General features: G+C 66.2%; 12 protein-coding genes. 4 read left to right on the plus strand and 8 right to left on the minus strand.

Going from position 1 to position 17,282, the window contains the following annotated elements:
* The first annotated feature begins 210 nt into the window (after window positions 1-210).
* The 3 genes from BI327_RS08940 to BI327_RS08950 all read left to right on the plus strand — a co-directional run bounded on the left by BI327_RS08940 (window position 211) and on the right by BI327_RS08950 (window position 4,889).
* On the plus strand, window positions 211-1,947 hold the full coding sequence (locus BI327_RS08940; RefSeq protein ID WP_089025455.1) for an extracellular solute-binding protein: 1,737 nt from the start codon (window positions 211-213) through the stop codon (window positions 1,945-1,947).
* Window positions 1,948-2,001: 54 nt separating this feature from the next.
* On the plus strand, window positions 2,002-3,555 hold the full coding sequence (locus BI327_RS08945) for an AMP-binding protein (RefSeq protein WP_089025426.1): 1,554 nt from the start codon (window positions 2,002-2,004) through the stop codon (window positions 3,553-3,555).
* A gap of 107 nt (window positions 3,556-3,662) precedes the next feature.
* Entirely contained in the window at window positions 3,663-4,889 is a 1,227-nt protein-coding gene (locus tag BI327_RS08950) for a hypothetical protein (RefSeq protein WP_076859725.1), read from the plus strand.
* A 293-nt stretch (window positions 4,890-5,182) separates the two neighbouring features.
* Here the strand turns inward: BI327_RS08950 and BI327_RS08955 are convergent, their stop codons facing one another.
* From BI327_RS08955 to BI327_RS08965, 3 genes are all read right to left on the minus strand, one after another.
* A complete protein-coding gene (locus BI327_RS08955; RefSeq protein WP_076859728.1) occupies window positions 5,183-6,913 on the minus strand; it encodes a caspase family protein in 1,731 nt (576 codons plus the stop codon).
* Between the two features lie 260 nt (window positions 6,914-7,173).
* Window positions 7,174-10,692 (minus strand): transcription-repair coupling factor, encoded by a 3,519-nt coding sequence (mfd, locus tag BI327_RS08960; RefSeq protein WP_076859731.1) that lies wholly within the window; start codon window positions 10,690-10,692, stop codon window positions 7,174-7,176.
* The gene (locus BI327_RS08965) at window positions 10,689-10,979 is read right to left on the minus strand and encodes an FAD assembly factor SdhE (protein ID WP_076860697.1); all 291 of its coding nucleotides are present in this window, start codon (window positions 10,977-10,979) and stop codon (window positions 10,689-10,691) included. The genes mfd and BI327_RS08965 overlap by 4 nt, the downstream gene beginning before the upstream one ends.
* 144 nt (window positions 10,980-11,123) lie before the next feature.
* Between BI327_RS08965 and recG the strand changes: the two genes are divergently transcribed.
* Window positions 11,124-13,232, plus strand: coding sequence for an ATP-dependent DNA helicase RecG (recG, locus tag BI327_RS08970; protein ID WP_076859734.1), 2,109 nt, complete (start codon window positions 11,124-11,126; stop codon window positions 13,230-13,232).
* On the opposite strand, the gene BI327_RS08975 is transcribed toward recG, so the two are convergent.
* The 5 genes from BI327_RS08975 to BI327_RS08995 form a co-directional block, all read right to left on the minus strand.
* Window positions 13,229-13,618: a rhodanese-like domain-containing protein gene (locus BI327_RS08975; RefSeq protein WP_076859736.1), complete on the minus strand. Its 390-nt coding sequence runs from the start codon at window positions 13,616-13,618 to the stop codon at window positions 13,229-13,231. The two genes, recG and BI327_RS08975, sit on opposite strands and share 4 nt — an antisense overlap.
* A complete protein-coding gene (locus tag BI327_RS08980; protein WP_076860698.1) occupies window positions 13,618-14,394 on the minus strand; it encodes a DUF502 domain-containing protein in 777 nt (258 codons plus the stop codon). The genes BI327_RS08975 and BI327_RS08980 overlap by 1 nt, the downstream gene beginning before the upstream one ends.
* A gap of 96 nt (window positions 14,395-14,490) precedes the next feature.
* Window positions 14,491-16,317: a glutamine--fructose-6-phosphate transaminase (isomerizing) gene (glmS, locus tag BI327_RS08985; protein WP_076859738.1), complete on the minus strand. Its 1,827-nt coding sequence runs from the start codon at window positions 16,315-16,317 to the stop codon at window positions 14,491-14,493.
* A gap of 203 nt (window positions 16,318-16,520) precedes the next feature.
* Window positions 16,521-16,946: a hypothetical protein gene (locus BI327_RS08990; protein WP_076859740.1), complete on the minus strand. Its 426-nt coding sequence runs from the start codon at window positions 16,944-16,946 to the stop codon at window positions 16,521-16,523.
* Window positions 16,943-17,218, minus strand: a complete 276-nt coding sequence (locus BI327_RS08995; protein WP_076859743.1) for a hypothetical protein — start codon at window positions 17,216-17,218, stop codon at window positions 16,943-16,945. The genes BI327_RS08990 and BI327_RS08995 overlap by 4 nt, the downstream gene beginning before the upstream one ends.
* Between the last annotated feature and the right edge of the window lie 64 nt (window positions 17,219-17,282).

Consider the following 17,282-nt stretch of genomic DNA (forward strand, 5'->3'; position numbering starts at 1 on the left):
TCACGCCGAGTTTCAGCCGCCTGTGATAAACCTTCCGATGTGACGTTTCGCGAATCAAATCCGGCGCCTCACACACGTGTTCCCGGGCACGTTTGGCGCGCCGTGTCGGCCACCATTCGGCTCGCCTCCGTATTCGTGCTGGCTTTCGTGCTGGCATCGCTGACGGGCGGGCTTGTCCCCGCCGCGGCCGCCGAGAGCCACGCGATCGCGATGCACGGCGCCCCGGCGCTGCCGGCCGACTTTACCCACCTGCCCTATGCCAATCCCGACGCGCCCAAGGGCGGTCGACTGGTGCTGAGCCCGCGGGACGGCACCTTCGACAGCCTCAATCCCCTGATCGTCAGGGGGCTCGCGGTGCAGCAGCTCAGGGGCTACGCCTACGAGCGCGGCTATGTCTACGAAAGCCTGATGGCGCGGAACAATGATGAGCCCTTCACGCTGTACGGCCTGCTCGCCCGCAGCGTCGAGACCGACGACGCCCGAAGCTATGTGACATTCCATATCGATCCGCGCGCGCGCTTCTCCGACGGGCATCAGGTCACGGCCGACGATGTGGTGTTCTCGCTCGAATTGCTGCGCGATCACGGCCGTCCGGCGCATCACCAGTATTATTCGAAAGTCGCAAAGGCCGAGGTCATCGACCCGCTCACGGTGCGGTTCGATTTCGGCGGCGTCGCGGATCGCGAACTGCCGCTGATCCTCGGCCTGATGCCGATCCTGCCGCGCCATGCCACCGACGTCGCCAGGTTCGAGGAGACGACGTTGGCGCCGCCGATCGGCTCCGGCCCGTACCGCGTGACCGCGGTCAAGCCGGGCACCAGCGTGACCTTCACCCGCAATCCCGATTACTGGGGCCGCGACCTGGCCGTGAACCGGGGCTTGTGGAATTTCGACGAGATCAGGCTCGACTATTACCGCGACGCCAACGGCCAGTTCGAAGCCTTCAAGCGCGGCCTCTATGACTTCAGGACCGAGCACGAACCGCTGCGCTGGCACGACGGCTACGACTTCCCCGCGGCGAAGACCGGCGACGTGGTTCGCGAAACCATCAAGATCGGTACGCCACAACCGTCCGAATTCCTGGTGTTCAACACTAGGCGGCCGAAATTTGCCGACGTCAGGGTGCGCCAGGCGTTGCTGATGCTGTTCGATTTCGAATGGATCAACCGCAATTACTATTTTGAACTTTATTCGCGCGCCGGCGGCTATTTCGCGGGATCGGAATTGTCCGCCTATGGCCGCCCCGCGGATGACCGCGAGCGCGAACTCCTCAATCCCTATTTGTCACATATTACACCCGACATCCTCGAGGGCCGCTACCGCCTCCCGGTCACCGACGGCTCGGGGCGCGACCGCACCGTGCTTCGCGATGCGCTCAAGCTGCTGTCGGATGCCGGCTACGCGCTCGACGGCACGGTGCTGAAGCAACGCGCAACGGGCACGCCGCTGCACATCGAGATCCTGGTGACGAGCCGCGAGCATGAGCGGATCGCGCTCGCCTATCAGCGCGACCTGAAGCGCGCCGGCATCGACGCCGCGGTCCGGATTGTCGACGCGGTGCAGTTCGAGCAGCGCAGGGTCGCCTATGACTATGACATGATCCCCATTCGCTGGGACCAGTCGCTGTCGCCGGGCAACGAGCAGTGGTTTTACTGGGGCAGCCAGGCTGCCGATGTGCCGGGCACAAGGAATTACATGGGCGCCAGGGATCCCGCCATCGACGCCATGATCGCGGCGATGCTGGCAGCGCATGAGCGGCCGGACTTCGTTTCGGCGGTGCGGGCGCTCGACCGCGCCCTGATGTCGGGCTTCTACGCAATCCCCCTATTTAACGCGGGAGAGCAATGGATCGCACGCTGGAATCGGATAGAACGGCCTTCGGCCACGGCGTTGACGGGCTACCTGCCGGAGACCTGGTGGCAGAAGCCCAGCGTGCAATCCAAGTAATCGACCAAGTAATCTGCCAAGTATTCCGCCAAGTAATCCGCCAGGTGATGCGGCATGACCTGGTCCGATCGAAGCGATGCAACCAACGTTGAACCTGTGAACCAGTCGATCACCTCGCCAACGCTCGATACCCTGTTCAAGCGCACGCTGGCGCGGCAACCCGAGGCGCTGGCGCTGGTCGACCCGCTCAACAAGCAGCGCATCACCGGACAGACCCGCAAGCGCCTGACCTATGCCCAGGCCGACCGCGCGATCTCGGCGATCGCGGCGCATTTCGTCGAGAGCGGGTTGCCGGCCAACACGGTGATCGCGGTTCAGCTTCCGAGCACGATCGAATTCGCCCTGACGGTGCTCGCCGCCTATCGGGTCGGGCTGGTGGTGGTGCCGTTGCCGCTCTTGTGGCGGCAGGCCGAGCTGACGTCCGTGCTCAACCGCACCGCGGCGCGGGCGATCGTGACCTGCGGCAGGATCGACGGCGTCTCCTATGCCGACATCGCGATGAATGCCGCAGCCGAGGCGTTCTCGATCCGCCATGTCTGCGGCTTCGGGACCGACCTGCCTGAAGGCATGGCCTCGCTCGACCAGGCGATCCTCCAGGACTCCCGGACCACGCGCCGCATGATCGAGGACGGCCGCAAGCCGGCGCTGATCTCGTTCGACGTCACCAGCGACGGCTTCCGTCCGGTGCCGCGCGCGCATTTCGGGCTGATCGCCGGCGGGCTCGCGATGTCGCTGGAGAGCGATCTCGCGCAAGGCGCGACCATCATGTCGGCGTTCGCGCCGATGTCGTTTGCCGGCATCTGCTCGTCGCTGGTGACCTGGTTGCTGTCCGGCGGAACGCTCGTCATGCATCACCCGTTCGACGAGGAGACGTTCGAAGCCCAGTTCAACGATCACGCCTGCGACACGCTGATCGCGCCGGCGCAGCTTGCGCTGCGGCTCGACGAGCAAGGCCTGTCGGAGCGGCTACCCACTCTGCGCAACGTGATCGGCCTCTGGCGGACGCCGGAGCAGGTTGCCTCCAGTGCGCACTGGACTTCGCGGCGGGTGACCATGACTGACGTCTATCTGTTCGGCGAGGCCGGGCTGTTCGGCGCCCGCCGCAGCGCCGAGGACGGATCGCCGGCCGCGATCAAGCCCGGTCCGCATAGCGCACCGCGTGAGGCGCCCGGCGCATCGATCGCCGGCGAGATCCTGCTGACGCCGAAGGGCACGCTCGGCCTGCGCGGCCCCATGGTGCCGGTCGCCGCCTATGCGCCGCCGCCGCCTCCGGGCGACACCCTGATCGCGCCGCCGCCGCGCGATTACGTCGACACAGAATATGCCGCGCGGCTCGATCGCACGACCGGCGCCCTCAACATCACCGCTCCGCCGTCGGGGGTGATGACCGTCGGCGGCTACCGTTTCCTGGCCCAGGAGCTGCAGGAATGGTCGCGCCGCCTCGGCCAGGGCGCGCTGCTGACGGCATTGCCGGACCGGCTCAGCGGCCACCGGCTGGCCGGACGGGCGCAGGACAACGCACGGGCCCGCGACGCACTCACAGAACTTGGGCTTAACCCGTTGATGGTCGAGGCATTTCGCGACCGCGGCGGCGCCGGAATGAGTTAAAATCTTATCATTGCGTTAGTCTTAGCATTGTGTTGACGGCGCATTAAGCCATGGCATCTAGCATCGCAGCCGTTTGCTGATCTTAAGCATTGGTTTCGAGCGTTCGAATGTCTCAACAAGGTCCGGTTCTCATCGTATCGGCGTCGGCCAAGCCGCCGTTCGCCGCGGTCCTCGATGAGACCAAGCTGTTCCCGGTCGTGGTCACTGACTGGAACGAGGTCGGACGCGCCATCGAGCAGGTCAAACCGGCAGCGATCATCGCAGCCGCCGAGGGCGTCGACTTCGTCACGCTGGCGGGCCTGGCCAAGCGCGCCGCCGCTCGCGCCCCCTATCTGCCGCTGATCGCTGTCGATCCCGCGACCACCCTGCCCGACACCGTGATCGCGTTCTTCCAGAAGAAGGGCCTGCCGGATCGGCTGGTCGCCCGGCTCAACGCGTGCTTACGGGTTCGCGCGCTGCATGCGACGGTGATGCGCCGCCTGGTGCCGCCGGCGCCGATCGCGATGTCCGACATCGATCCCATCGGCGAGGCCACTGCGCTGTTGATCGGCCGCGGCGGCGCCTACCCGACGCTGTCGGTCGCGCTCGGCGAACGCGCCGGCGTGGTCGGCGCGCTCAGCATCGAGGCTGCGGCCAAGCATCTCTCAAGCCGCGACATCGACGGCATCGTGCTGGCCGAAGGCTTCACGCCGCGCGTGATGGACGCGTTCCTGACGGTGCTGACCGAGGACGTCCGCTTCCGCCCATTGCCGGTGATCGTGGCCTCCGGCGAGCTGACGCCGCGTTACGAGCTGCCCAATCTCGAGATCGTCACCGCTGGTCCGACCCGCGTCGCCGACRTGGCGCTGCCGATGATCCGCCAGCACGCCTTCGAGGCGCGGCTCGGCCGCATGCTCAAGGCGATCGACGCCAAGGGCCTGATCGATGCCCGCACCGGCCTGCTGACCAAGGCCGCGTTCGAGCGCGACTTCGCGACCGCCGTCTACCAGACCGCCGAGCGCGGCGGCGCGCTTTCGGTGGCGCGCTTCACCTTCGACAACACCCAGCCGCGCGCGCAATTCGACGGCGCGCGCATCATCAGCCGGCTGATGCGCCAGGCCGATTTCGGCGCGGTGCATGACGACCGCTCGCTCGTCGTGGCATTCGCCGGCACCGATCTGCGCAACGCGCAGGCGATCACGCGGCGCCTGGCGAGCGTGATGCGCCACACCCAGAACGGCCGCCGCGATGTCAGAGCCGAGCCCGCCGTCAGCGTCGCGACGCTGATGCCGGGTGACTCAGCGATCTCGCTGCTCGGGCGGCTGTTCGGCTCGCCGGAGCGCGCGGCGTCGTAATAAGCTCTCTTCGGTCGTTTGATGCACACGCCGTGCGTCATCATAATCGTCGTCCCTGCGAACGCAGGGACTCATACGCCGCGGCGGATGTTGTGAACTGGACTCGTCGTTCCGGTCTCGCGCGACAAGCAGCATTCGTGGTTATGGGTCCCTGCGTTCGCAGGGACGACACCGGATTTGTTGCGCGATTCGTGAGTCAAGCGCGCGCTCCCGGAAGGATGGATTGCTTCGTCGCTTCGCTCCTCGCAATGACGCGGAGAGGCCGATGGCCTCACGCGGCCTTTCCCCACTTCTCAGCACCAGGCCCATCTACAGCCGACGAAGCGATAGTAGTAGATTCTGCGGACGTGATGGACGCCGGTCGTGCGGCGCGGCCCACCTGCATTAAGGTTCTTCGGCACGTTGGGGTCCTGGCTTCCCGGGTCGACCTGGACCGCGCGGCGCCGCAGCTCGGCCGCTTTGGCCGCATCGGCTGGCCCGAGCAATCCCCGCTCCTGCATGACGGCAAGGTATTTGAGAGAATATCCGTCGTTGAGATCGGCCGCCTGCTGAAAATATTGTGCGGCCATGCCGTAGTCGCGCGGCGTTCCCTTGCCGTAGAAATACATCAAGCCGGTCTGGGCGAGAGCGAAGGGATTACCTGCCTCGATTGCCTTCTGATAGAGTTCGAGTGCGCGCGCCTCGTCCTTCCTGACGAAATTGCCATTGGAATACATCGCGCCGAGATTGCTGATCGCGCCCGGCTCTCCCGCTGCGGCCGCCTTGCTGAAGAGCTCGAACGCCCGCGGCATGTCTTTGACGACCCCGCGCCCCGTCGCAAAATAGACCCCGAGCTTGCCTTGCGCCGGCGCGTAACCGGCATCCGCGGCCTTGGTCAAATAGCGTTGCGCCGCCATGTAATTCTTCGTTCCGCCGTAGGCGAGGCCGAGCAGAAATTCCAGGCGTGGCTGATCGGGATTGGCACGCACTGCCGCCTCGCAGATCGGGACCGCGGCGGCAAAATCATGCGTGTTCTCGATCTTCAACTGTTCAGGGCTGGCGAACGGCGGCGCAGGCGCAGCCGCGCGCTCGCATTCGCTGTCGGAGGCGCCGGCGCCACTTTGCGGCGTTGGTGATGTGAGGCGCTGCGCGTCGGTTGGTGGCGTCGCCTGCGGCGCAGCCGCGGCCACCTGCTCCGAGCCGCCCGCCGCCGCTTGGGACGCCGCAGCCGATTGTACCGGCGTTGAGGGCGGCGAGCCGCTGACGACCGGGGACGGCGGAGTCGCCAGATAGACGTCGCCGACCAGCGAGGAACTGTCCCAGGGCGTCTGCTTCTGATCGGTTGCCGCGAGCACGTCGCCGCGAACCCTGGACAACATCTGGCGCACTTCGATGCCGGGTGTCGCGATATGCTTCAACAGCGCGGCGGTGAACGGCGAATTCCGCCCGGCGCCGTCGAGAGCAACGTTGTTCGGCTGCGTCGAATAGACGATCAGCGACCCCTGCCCGCTGGCGTCGACACGGCCGAGCCCGCGACTGGGCGCAGCGCGGCTGCCGCGCGCGAGCTTCTCGAGAAACGGATTGTTGCGGCAGGCATCAAGGATGATGATGTTGGCGCGTCCCGTCCCCTCCATCTCCTGCTGGATGTCGGTCAGGTTCACGGTGTTGAAGCGCACATCCGCCGGCGTTTCGATTTTCGCGTCGACCGGGACCAGATAATTTTCACCGTTCATCTGCAGGCCGTGACCTGCGTAGAAGAACAACGCAACGTCCGCACCGCTCAGTCGCGTGGAAAAGTCGCGCACCGCGTTGGCCATGGCGTCGCGAGTCCCGTCGCGGGCTTCGATCACATTGAAGCCCATGCCGCGCAACGCCGTGGCCAGATCGGCTGCATCATTGGCGGGATTATCGAGGACGGGAACGGCCTGATACTTGCTGTTGCCAAGCACCAGCGCCAGACGCGTGCCGGCGAAGGCTTCGATCGGCAGAATGGTCAGCGCAAGGCAAAGCCCGATGAAAAGCAGCCGGCAATGGAGGTGATGCATCGTGCTTGCTTACGGCTTTCAATACCGACTGCGAACGACTTTGAGATGCAAATCATACCGGCAACACCCAAGCCAGTCAAAACCCTGATCCAACACGACGTTGTGTTGAAACCAAAGGCGCTTGAAGATGACCACTGCCTTGTGCACGGAACCGCACACAGCATTGCAGTTCACGCACGACAAGATCAGTGAGCGAAGTGTGATCTCCGCATGGCCGCGACAGAGCGCAAGCCGACCGCAATGGCGCCGCGAGCGAAATCTCACGCCGCCTTCTTGCTCTCCGCGAGGTTGGCGAGCTGGCGCAAAATCTCCGTGGTGCCGGCGAGCCGTTCTTCCGGCGTGTCCCAGTCCTGGAAGAACACCACCTTCATGTCCGGCCGCACCTTGGCGGCCTGGCCGTGCTGGCGGATGAACGTCACCAGCCGCTCCGGATGCGCGAAGCTGTTGTCGCGGAATGCAATCACGGCGCCCTTCGGGCCGGCATCGACCTTGCCGACATTGGCCCTTCGGCAATAGGCCTTGATCGCCGCGACCTTGAACAGATAGCGGACCTCGTCGGGCAGCACGCCGAAGCGGTCGCGCATCTCGGCGGCGAAGGCATCGATGTCCTCGTCGGTGTCGAGATCGGCGAGCCTGCGGTAGAGCGACAGCCGCACGCTGAGATCGTTGACGTAGTCCTCGGGGATCAGGACCGGCATGCCGATCGTGATCTGCGGCGACCAGCGGTCGGCGGCGGGCTCGGCGACGCCGGCCTTGAGGTTGACGATCGCCTCCTCCAGCATCGACTGGTACAACTCGAAGCCGACTTCCTTGATGTGCCCGGACTGCTCCTCGCCGAGCAGATTGCCGGCGCCGCGGATGTCGAGGTCGTGCGAGGCGAGCTGGAAGCCCGCGCCCAGCGTCTCCAGCGATTGCAGCACCTTGAGCCGCCGCTCCGCCTGCGCGGTGATCTTCTGCTGCGCCGGCAGTGTGAACAGCGCGTACGCCCGCAGCTTGGAGCGGCCGACGCGGCCACGCAGCTGATAGAGCTGGGCGAGGCCGAACATGTCGGCGCGATGCACGATCAGCGTGTTGGCGTTCGGGATGTCGAGACCGGACTCGACGATCGTGGTCGAGAGCAGGATGTCGTATTTGCCGTCGTAGAACGCGGACATGATGTCCTCGATCACGGTCGGCGGCATCTGGCCGTGGGCGACCGCGACCTTCATCTCCGGCACGTTCTTGTCGAGGAAATCCTTGACGCCGGCGAGGTCCTCGATCCGCGGTACGACGTAGAACGCCTGGCCGCCGCGGTAGCGCTCGCGCAGCAGCGCCTCGCGAATCATCAGGGGATCATGCGGCGCGACGAAGGTGCGCACCGCGAGCCGGTCGACCGGGGGCGAAGCGATGATCGAGAGCTCGCGAACGCCGGTCAGCGCCAGTTGCAGCGTGCGCGGGATCGGGGTAGCCGACAGCGTCAGCACGTGGACCTGGGCGCGCAGCTGCTTCAGCCGCTCCTTGTGACTGACGCCGAAATGCTGCTCCTCGTCGACAATCAGTAGGCCGAGGTCCTTGAACTTGATCGCCTTGCCGAGCAGCGCGTGGGTGCCGACCACGATGTCGACGCTGCCCTCGGCGAGCCCCTTCCTGGTCAGGTTCAATTCCTTGGTCGACACCAGCCGCGAGGCCTGCGCGACATTGACCGGGAAGCCCTTGAAGCGCTCGGTGAAGGTGCGCGAGTGCTGCCGCGCCAATAGCGTGGTCGGGACGACGACCGCGACCTGCCGGCCCTCGAGCGCCACGGCGAACGCGGCGCGCAGCGCCACCTCGGTCTTGCCGAAGCCGACGTCGCCGCAGATCAGCCGGTCCATCGGACGGCCGATTTCGAGGTCCTTCAGGGTCGAGGTGATGGCGCCAAGCTGATCCTCGGTCTCCTCATAGGGGAAGCGCGCGCAGAACTCGTCATAGACGTGCGGCTGCAGCGGGAATTTCGGCGCCTCATGCAGCTGCCGTTCGGCCGCGATCTTGATCAGCTCGCCCGCGATCTCGCGGATGCGGTTCTTCAGTTTGGCCTTGCGCGCCTGCCAGCCGCCGCCGCCCAGACGGTCGAGTTCGACGTTGGCGCTGTCGGAGCCGTAGCGCGACAGCAGCTCGATGTTCTCGACCGGCAGGAACAGTTTTGTCTCGGCCGCATAATGCAGCTCGAGGCAGTCATGCGGCGCGCCGGAGACTTCCAGCGTCTGCAGGCCGACGAAGCGGCCGATGCCGTGCTCGACATGCACGACGAGATCGCCGGTCGAGAGGCTCGTCACCTCGGAGATGAAATTGTCGAGCTTGCGGCTCGCCTTGCGCGGCCGCACCAGGCGGTCGCCGAGGATGTCCTGCTCGCTGATGACGGCGAATTCGTCGGTCTCGAAGCCCGACTCCATGCCCAGCACCGCAAGCATGGTCTCGTTGCGCGGCGTCGCCTGCACGATCCGCCAGGTGTTGACGCTGGTCGTATTCAGGAGCTTGTGGTCGCGCAGCATCGCGCCCATGCGGTCGCGCGAGCCCTCGCTCCACAGCGCGACGATGACCTTCTTGCGCTGCGACTGCAACGCGCCGATGTGGTCGACCACGGCCTCGAACACGTTGACATTGCTGTCGGCACGTTCAGGCGCGAAATTGCGGCCCTGCCGCGCGCCGGCGTCGAACACCTCGGTCGAGCCTTCCGGCACGGCGAACGGCGTCAACCGCGCCAGCGGCGCGCCGCCGAGCAGCTTGGTCCATTCGGTCTCGGTCAAATAGAGCTTGTCCGGCGGCAGCGGCTTGTAGATCGCGCCGCTGCCGGGATGCTCCAGCGCCTCGCGCCGTGCGTCGTAATAGTCCGAGATCTGCGAGAAGCGCTCGCGCGCGGCGTCCTCGCCCTGCGGCTCGATCGCGACCACAGCGCCGTCGAGATAATCGAACAGCGTATCCATCCGCTCCTGGAACAGCGGCAGCCAGTGCTCCATGCCGGGATGGCGGCGGCCTTCCGAGACGGCCTCATAGAGCTGGTCGTCGCGCCCCGGCGCGCCGAACGCCGCGACGTAACCCATGCGGAAACGCCGGATGGTTTCGGTCGTAAGTTGGAACTCCGAGACCGGGACGAGGTCGAGCCCGCGCATGTCCAAGAGCGTGCGCTGGGTCTCGGCATCGAAGGTACGGATCGACTCCAGACTGTCGCCGAAGAAGTCGAAGCGCACCGGCTGGTCGAGGCCGGCCGGAAACAAATCGAGGATGCCGCCGCGTACCGCATATTCGCCGGGCTCGCGCACTGTGGACGAGCGCGTATAGCCATTGTGCTCGAGCCAGGCCACGACCGAGTCCATCGGCACGACATTGCCGGGCGCAACCGACAGCGCCTGCGCCGCGACCTGATCGCGCGCCGGCACCCGCTGCACGGCGGCATTCACCGTCGTCAGCACGATCAGCGGCTTGTCGGAGCCGACCAGCCGCGACAGCTTGGCCAGCGCAGTCAGCCGCTGCGCCAGGATGCCGGAATGCGGCGAGACGCGGTCATAGGGCTGGCAGTCCCAGGCCGGAACCTGCATGACCGCGATATCGGGCGCGAAGAACTCCAGCGCGCGGGCGAGCTGCTGCATCCGCGCGCCGTCGCGGCACACCACGGCGAGGCTGACCGCCGACCGCTTCGGCTGCGCGGCGATGGCGCGCGCCAGGTCGGAGATCACGAGCCCCTCGGCGCCCTCGGCGACGTTGGCGATGGTCAGCACCCGGCCGGGCGCGAGCATCGCGGCCGGCGATTTCATCGGCTGTTTCATGCGTTGGGATCCGCGACGCGGAACGCCTTGATGCGGGCAAACAGCGCGGTCGCATATTCTGAAGGCAGCACCCTGTCGCCGGTCAGCGCAGCGTAGAGATCGGGGTCCGGCACCTCGATCAGGTGCTCGAGCTCGCCGAGCTCCTGATCGGACAGGTCGGCAATGGCCGCGTCGGCAAAGCGGCCGAGGATCAGGTCCATCTCCCGGGTGCCGCGGTGCCAGCAGCGAAACAAAAGCCGCTTGCGGCGGTCATCGAGCCCGCTGCTCGATCGTGTCGATCCCGTCATGTCCCAAAATCCATCGAACGCCAAAAGCCCGGACGTGCCGGGCGGGGCTTGATATAGCGATGGCAACGGCCGATGTCAGCCCTCATTCGCCGCCTTTTGGGGTTTCCTTGCGCGCATGCCGTGAGTCGTGTGTAAAGGGCACCGATGCGCCCAGCCCTGCTCAATCCGCTGTTTGCCCAGGTCACGACGCTTTCGGGCGTCGGCCCGAAGCAGGACAAGCTGCTGCGCTATCTGCTCGACCGCAGCGAGACGCCGCGGCTGGTCGATCTGCTGCTGCACCTGCCGGCGAGCGTAATCGACCGCCGCGCCCGGCCGAAGATCCGCGACGCCGCGGTCGGAACCATGGTGACGCTGGAGGTCACCGTCGACCGCCATCGTCCGCCGCCACCGCGCAATTCGCGCGCGCCCTACCTGGTCTATGCCAGCGACGACACCGGCGACGTGGTGCTGACCTTCTTCCGCGCCCAGCCCGGCTATGTCGAAAAACTGCTGCCGGTCGGTGAGAAGCGCTACGTCTCCGGCACGCTTGCGATGTATGACGGCATCCCGCAGATCGTGCATCCCGATCGCGTCGTCGACGAGGCCGGTTTTGCAAAACTCTCCGGAATCGATCCGGTCTATCCGCTGACCGAGGGGCTGGCGATCGGCTCGCTCCGCCGCGCCATTGCGCAGGCGCTGACCAAGCTGCCGGAGTTGCCGGAATGGATCAGCCCCGAGGTGCTGCGCCGCTGCAACTTCCCGCCGATCCGGGAGGCGCTGACGCGGGTGCATGTTCCGGTCGAGCTGACCGACATCCTGCCCGACGGCCCGTTCTGGTCGCGGCTCGCATTCGACGAGTTGCTCGCAGGCCAGCTCGCACTCGCCCTGATCCGCGCCACGCTGCGCCGCCCGGCCGGCGTCCGCAACGCCGGCGACGGCCACCTGCGCAAGAGGATCATCGACGCCCTGCCCTATGCGCTGACCAGGTCGCAGCAGGAGGCGGTTGCGGCCATCATCGCGGACCTGCAACAGCCGGTGCGGATGCTGCGCCTCGTGCAGGGCGACGTCGGGTCCGGCAAGACCGTGGTGGCGCTGCTCGCGGCCGCAGCCGTTGCGGAAGCCGGCAAGCAGGCCGCGCTGATGGCGCCGACCGAAATCCTGGCGCGGCAGCACATCAAGACCATCGCCCCGCTCGCCGAGCGCGCAGGGATGCGGGTTGCGATCCTCACCGGCCGGGAGAAGGGCAAGGAGCGCCGCGAATTGTTGGCGCGGCTCGAGGCCGGCGAGATCGATCTCTTGGTCGGCACCCACGCCCTGATCCAGGACGACGTGATCTACAAGGCGCTGGCGCTCGCGGTGGTCGACGAGCAGCATCGCTTCGGCGTGCGCGAGCGGCTCGCGCTGACCTCGAAGGGCGAGGCCGTCGACGTGCTGGTGCTGAGCGCCACGCCAATTCCGCGCACGCTGGTGCTGACTTATTTTGGCGACATGGACGTCTCGGAGTTGCGCGAAAAGCCCGCCGGCCGCCAGCCGATCGACACCCGCGCGGTGCCGATGAGCCGGATCGAGGACGTCATGGACGGCGTCGGCCGCGCGCTCGGCGCCGGCAAGCTGGTCTACTGGATCTGCCCGCTGGTCGATGAATCGGAGGCAGAAGGTACCGAGCATCTCACCAATGCGACCGAGCGTTTCGAGAGCTTGCGAGAGCGGTTCGGCGATCGTGTCGGCCTCGTGCACGGCCAGATGAAGGGCACCGAGAAGGATCGTGCGATGGCGCAATTCGCCGCGCACGAGATCGGGCTGCTGGTCGCAACGACCGTCGTTGAGGTCGGCGTCGACGTGCCGGCGGCGACCATCATGGTGATCGAGAACGCCGAACGGTTCGGGCTGGCACAGCTGCATCAACTGCGCGGCCGCATCGGCCGCGGCTCGGAAGCCTCGACCTGCCTGTTGCTCTACAAGGAGCCGCTCGGCGAGATGTCGAAGGCGCGGTTGAAAGTGATCCGCGAGACCACGGACGGCTTCCGGATCGCCGAGGAAGACCTGAAGCTGCGCGGCGAAGGTGACGTGCTCGGCATCCGCCAGAGCGGCCTGCCCGGCTACCGCATCGCGCGCTCCGAGGTGCACGGCCAGCTCATCACCCAGGCCCGCGACGAGGCGCTGCGGATCATGAAGGACAATCCGAAGCTGAAGGGCGAGCGCGGCGAAGCCCTGCGCGTCCTGCTCTACCTCTACGAACGCGACGAGGCCGTGCCGCTGATCGGCGCTGGCTAGCTGCCAGCAGTCTCGTCGCCATCCGGCGGATAAGGCACCAGCTCGTGTCCCGCGGCCTGCCAGCCGCGGCAGCCACCCTGGATCACGGAGACGTCGGCAAAGCCGAGCTCGCGCAGCGCCTGCGCGGCGCGCGAGGCCTTGCCGCCGCCACCGCAGGTCAGGATGATCGGCTGCTCGCGATCACCGAGCGCCGGATCGGAGGCCGCGACGGCCGCGATCTCCTCGTGGCTGATATTGCGTGCACCGGCGATGGTGCCGCGCTCGCGCAGCTGCCAAGGCTCGCCGACATCGATCAGCGTCACGCCGCCTTGTCGTAGCTCGCGTTTGGCGTCGTCGGGCGACAGCATGCGCGCGCCCTCGCCTGGCTGCGCCTTGCCGGAACTCATCAGCCCTCAACCTTGGCCGGGGCCGCCGGCTGCAACGAGGCCTGATTGGCGATGCGCGCGGCATTGGCCATGCCGGCGAGTGCCGCGGCGCGCTTCTGATCGGCGGCGCCGGGCTGCACCACGCCGGCCGACATGATCAGCGTCGCCGCGTCCTCGGTGCTCATCTCGATCTCGATGATCTTGCTCTTCGGCACGTAGAAGAAGAAGCCGGTGGTCGGGTTCGGCGCGCACGGCAGGAACACCGAGATATGCTCCTCGTCTCCGGGGAAGCTGGCGGCAAGCTCGGGGCTCGGCGCCTGCGAGATCAGCACGATCGACCACATGCCGGGCGACGGAAACTCGACCAGGCCGACGCGGCGGAAGCTCGAGCCGTTGCCGGAGAACAGCGTCTCGAACACCTGCTTCAGGCCACGATAGATCGCGCGCACCGCAGGAATCCGCCCGAGCAGCCGCTCGCCCAGATCGACCAGGGTTCGCCCGATCAGATTGGCGGTGAGGAAGCCGAGCAGCGTCAGCGCGATGACGGCGACGATCAGGCCGGAACCGGGCAGCCCGAACGGCAGATAGGTTTCCGGCCGGTAGGCCGTGGGCACGAACGGCCGGACCAGATTGTCGACCCAGTTCACGAACCACCAGGTCAAATACAAAGTGATCGCAACCGGCCCGGCCACCACGAGGCCGGTCAGGAAATAGTTGCGGAAACGCGCCATCAGCCCGCGCGGGTGGTCCGGATGCAATTCGCCAGACGGGTCAGGAGGCACTTGGTCGGAGGTCATTGCGGTTCCAGGGTCGTCGAAGCGGCCGTAGTCCACTACCCAGCTAAGCCATTCCAGCGCATTTTTGAAGGGGCCGCGTGACGGGGCCCCTTGCGACTATTCGACCGTGACCGATTTGGCCAGATTCCGGGGCTGATCGACGTCGGTGCCCATCACGACGGCGGTATGATAGGCGAGCAGTTGCACCGGGACGGCATAGACCATCGGCGCGAAGGTCGCCCCCATGTCCGGCATCACGATCGTCACCAGCGACTGGATGGTCGCCTCCGCGGCGCCCTTGGCGTCCGTCATCAGGATGATCTTGCCGCCGCGGGCGGCGACCTCCTGCATGTTGGAGACGGTCTTCTCGAACACCTTGTCGTAGGGCGCGATCACCACCACCGGCATGTGCTCGTCGATCAGCGCGATCGGCCCGTGCTTGAGTTCGCCGGCGGCGTAGCCCTCGGCATGGATGTAGGAGATTTCCTTCAGCTTCAGCGCGCCTTCCAGCGCCAGCGGATAGCTGGTGCCGCGGCCGAGATACAGCACGTCGCGCGACTTCGAGATCTCGCGCGCCAGCTTCTCGATCTGCAATTCGGTGGTGAGCGCTTCCGACATCAGCCGCGGAATCTCGACGAGGCCGTGCACCAGCTTGGCCTCGTCGGCATCGGACAGCTCGCCGCGCGCCTTGCCGGCGGCAACGGCGAGGGAGGCCAGCACCATCAGCTGGCAGGTGAACGCCTTGGTCGAGGCGACGCCGATCTCGGGGCCGGCAAGCGTCTGCAGCACGGTCTCGCTCTCGCGCGCGATCGTCGAGGTCGGCACGTTGACGACCGAGAGCGTGTGCGCGCCCTGCGCCTTGGCGTAGCGCAGCGCCGCCAGCGTGTCGGCGGTCTCGCCGGACTGCGAGATGAAGATCGCGAGGTCGCCCTTGCGCAGCGGCGCTTCGCGATAGCGGAATTCGGAGGCGACATCGAGCTCGACCGGCAGCCGCGCCAGCCGCTCCAGCCAGTATTTCGCGACGAAGCCGGCATAGCTCGCGGTGCCGCAGGCCGTGATCGAAACGCGCTGGATATCCTTGAAGTCGAACGGCAGCTTGACCGGCATGGTGACGCGCTCGGTCGCCATGTCGACGTAGCGGGCGAGCGTGTGGCCGACCACTTCGGGCTGCTCGTGGATCTCCTTCGCCATGAAGTGGCGATAGTTCGCCTTGTCGACCAGCGCGGTCGCCGTCGTGTGCTTGATCGCCTCGCGATGGACGATGGCATTGTCCTTGTCGAAGATCGTCGCGCCCTTGCGGTTCAGCACCACCCAGTCGCCGTCTTCGAGATAGCTGATCGTATCGGTGAACGGCCCCAGCGCGATCGCGTCAGAGCCGAGATACATCTCACCCTCGCCATGGCCGACCGCGAGCGGCGGGCCGTTGCGGGCGCCGATCATCAGATCGTCCTCGCCGGCGAAGATGAAGCCGAGCGCGAACGCACCGCGCAGCTGCGACAGCACCGCCCTCACCGCCTCGACCGGCGCGACGCCGCCCTTGAGCAGGTTGTCGACCAGGTGCACCACGACCTCAGTGTCGGTCTCGGTCGAGAACACCACGCCCTTGGCTTCGAGTTCCTCGCGCAGCTCGCGGAAATTCTCGATGATGCCGTTATGCACCACGGCGACGCGTTCGGTTGAGTGCGGATGCGCGTTGTTCTCGGTCGGCCGGCCGTGGGTGGCCCAGCGGGTGTGGCCGATGCCGGTGTGGCCACCGAGCGGCTTGGCCTCGAGCCGGGTCTCGAGGTTCTTCAGCTTGCCCTCGGCGCGGCGCCGCGCCAGGGCGCCGTTCTCCAGCGTCGCGACACCCGCGGAATCATAGCCGCGATATTCGAGCCGCTTGAGCGAATCCACCAATTGCTCCGCGACCGGAGCGCGTCCAAGAATGCCGACGATGCCGCACATGCGGTTCAATGTCCCCAAAAATCGCCGAAAATTTGCCAAAGCGGCGACACGGTCCCTTAACGGGAATCGCCGGTCGCAAGATACTCAATAATTATTGCCGATTGCGACAGTCTTAAGCGGCAAGGTTGATGCGAAAGGCTGGTTAATCGGGGCTAACCAATTTGGCAAGAGTGCGTCACCCCGACGGACGCCATTGGCCCCCTTCAAGACATGATCTCATACGGGAGCACGAAGGCCGACCAAAGGATCAGCGCCAGTGACATTCCGACTGCTACCGACTGGAGCGCGACCACGCTCCAGAACATTGCCGGGTTCTCGTGACGGACCAGCACGACGCCGACGCCCATGCGGATCTGCATCGTTCGCAGACTGTTGAAGAGCCTCGCCGCAAAGAACACGAAGGGGATGAAGGCCACCAGAACCAGGGGATGATATGCCGCCATGGAGCCCTCTCGCCTCTGCGTCTGACTGTAGACGAACAGGAAGACCGCGCCCCAGAATATCATTCCGCTGATCATCGCCACGACGTCGTACGGCCGCAGGCCGACGAGGCCCCACAGCCCGCGACCGGTCTTCGTGAAGAACATTTCGACCAGAGGCTGGAGCAGAGATTGGATCAGGTCGTTCACGGTTCCCAGCCCCGGCCACGCAGCCAGACGTCGCGGCACGTCACCAGCATGCCGTGCAGTCCGTTCTTGAGGAAAAACAGATAGAGCGCAAACAGCAGCATGAAGCCAGGCCGATCGCCGGCCCAGGAAATAAACTCAGGTTGGTCCTGCGTCTTCCGCGACAGCACCGCCAGCTGTCCGGTCTCGGCCCATTGGTAGAGTCGTGCGGCGCTGAAGTAGGTCACCAGGCTACAGAAGATCCCGGTCAGAACGGTCGCAGCATGTTTGCGCATGATGTGCTTTTGCCCCACCCGCTCCTAAGAGCGATGAAAGCGCTGCCACCAAACGCCGTTGATC

It is taken from the genome of Bradyrhizobium mercantei (genome assembly GCF_001982635.1).
GTDB lineage: Bacteria > Pseudomonadota > Alphaproteobacteria > Rhizobiales > Xanthobacteraceae > Bradyrhizobium > Bradyrhizobium mercantei.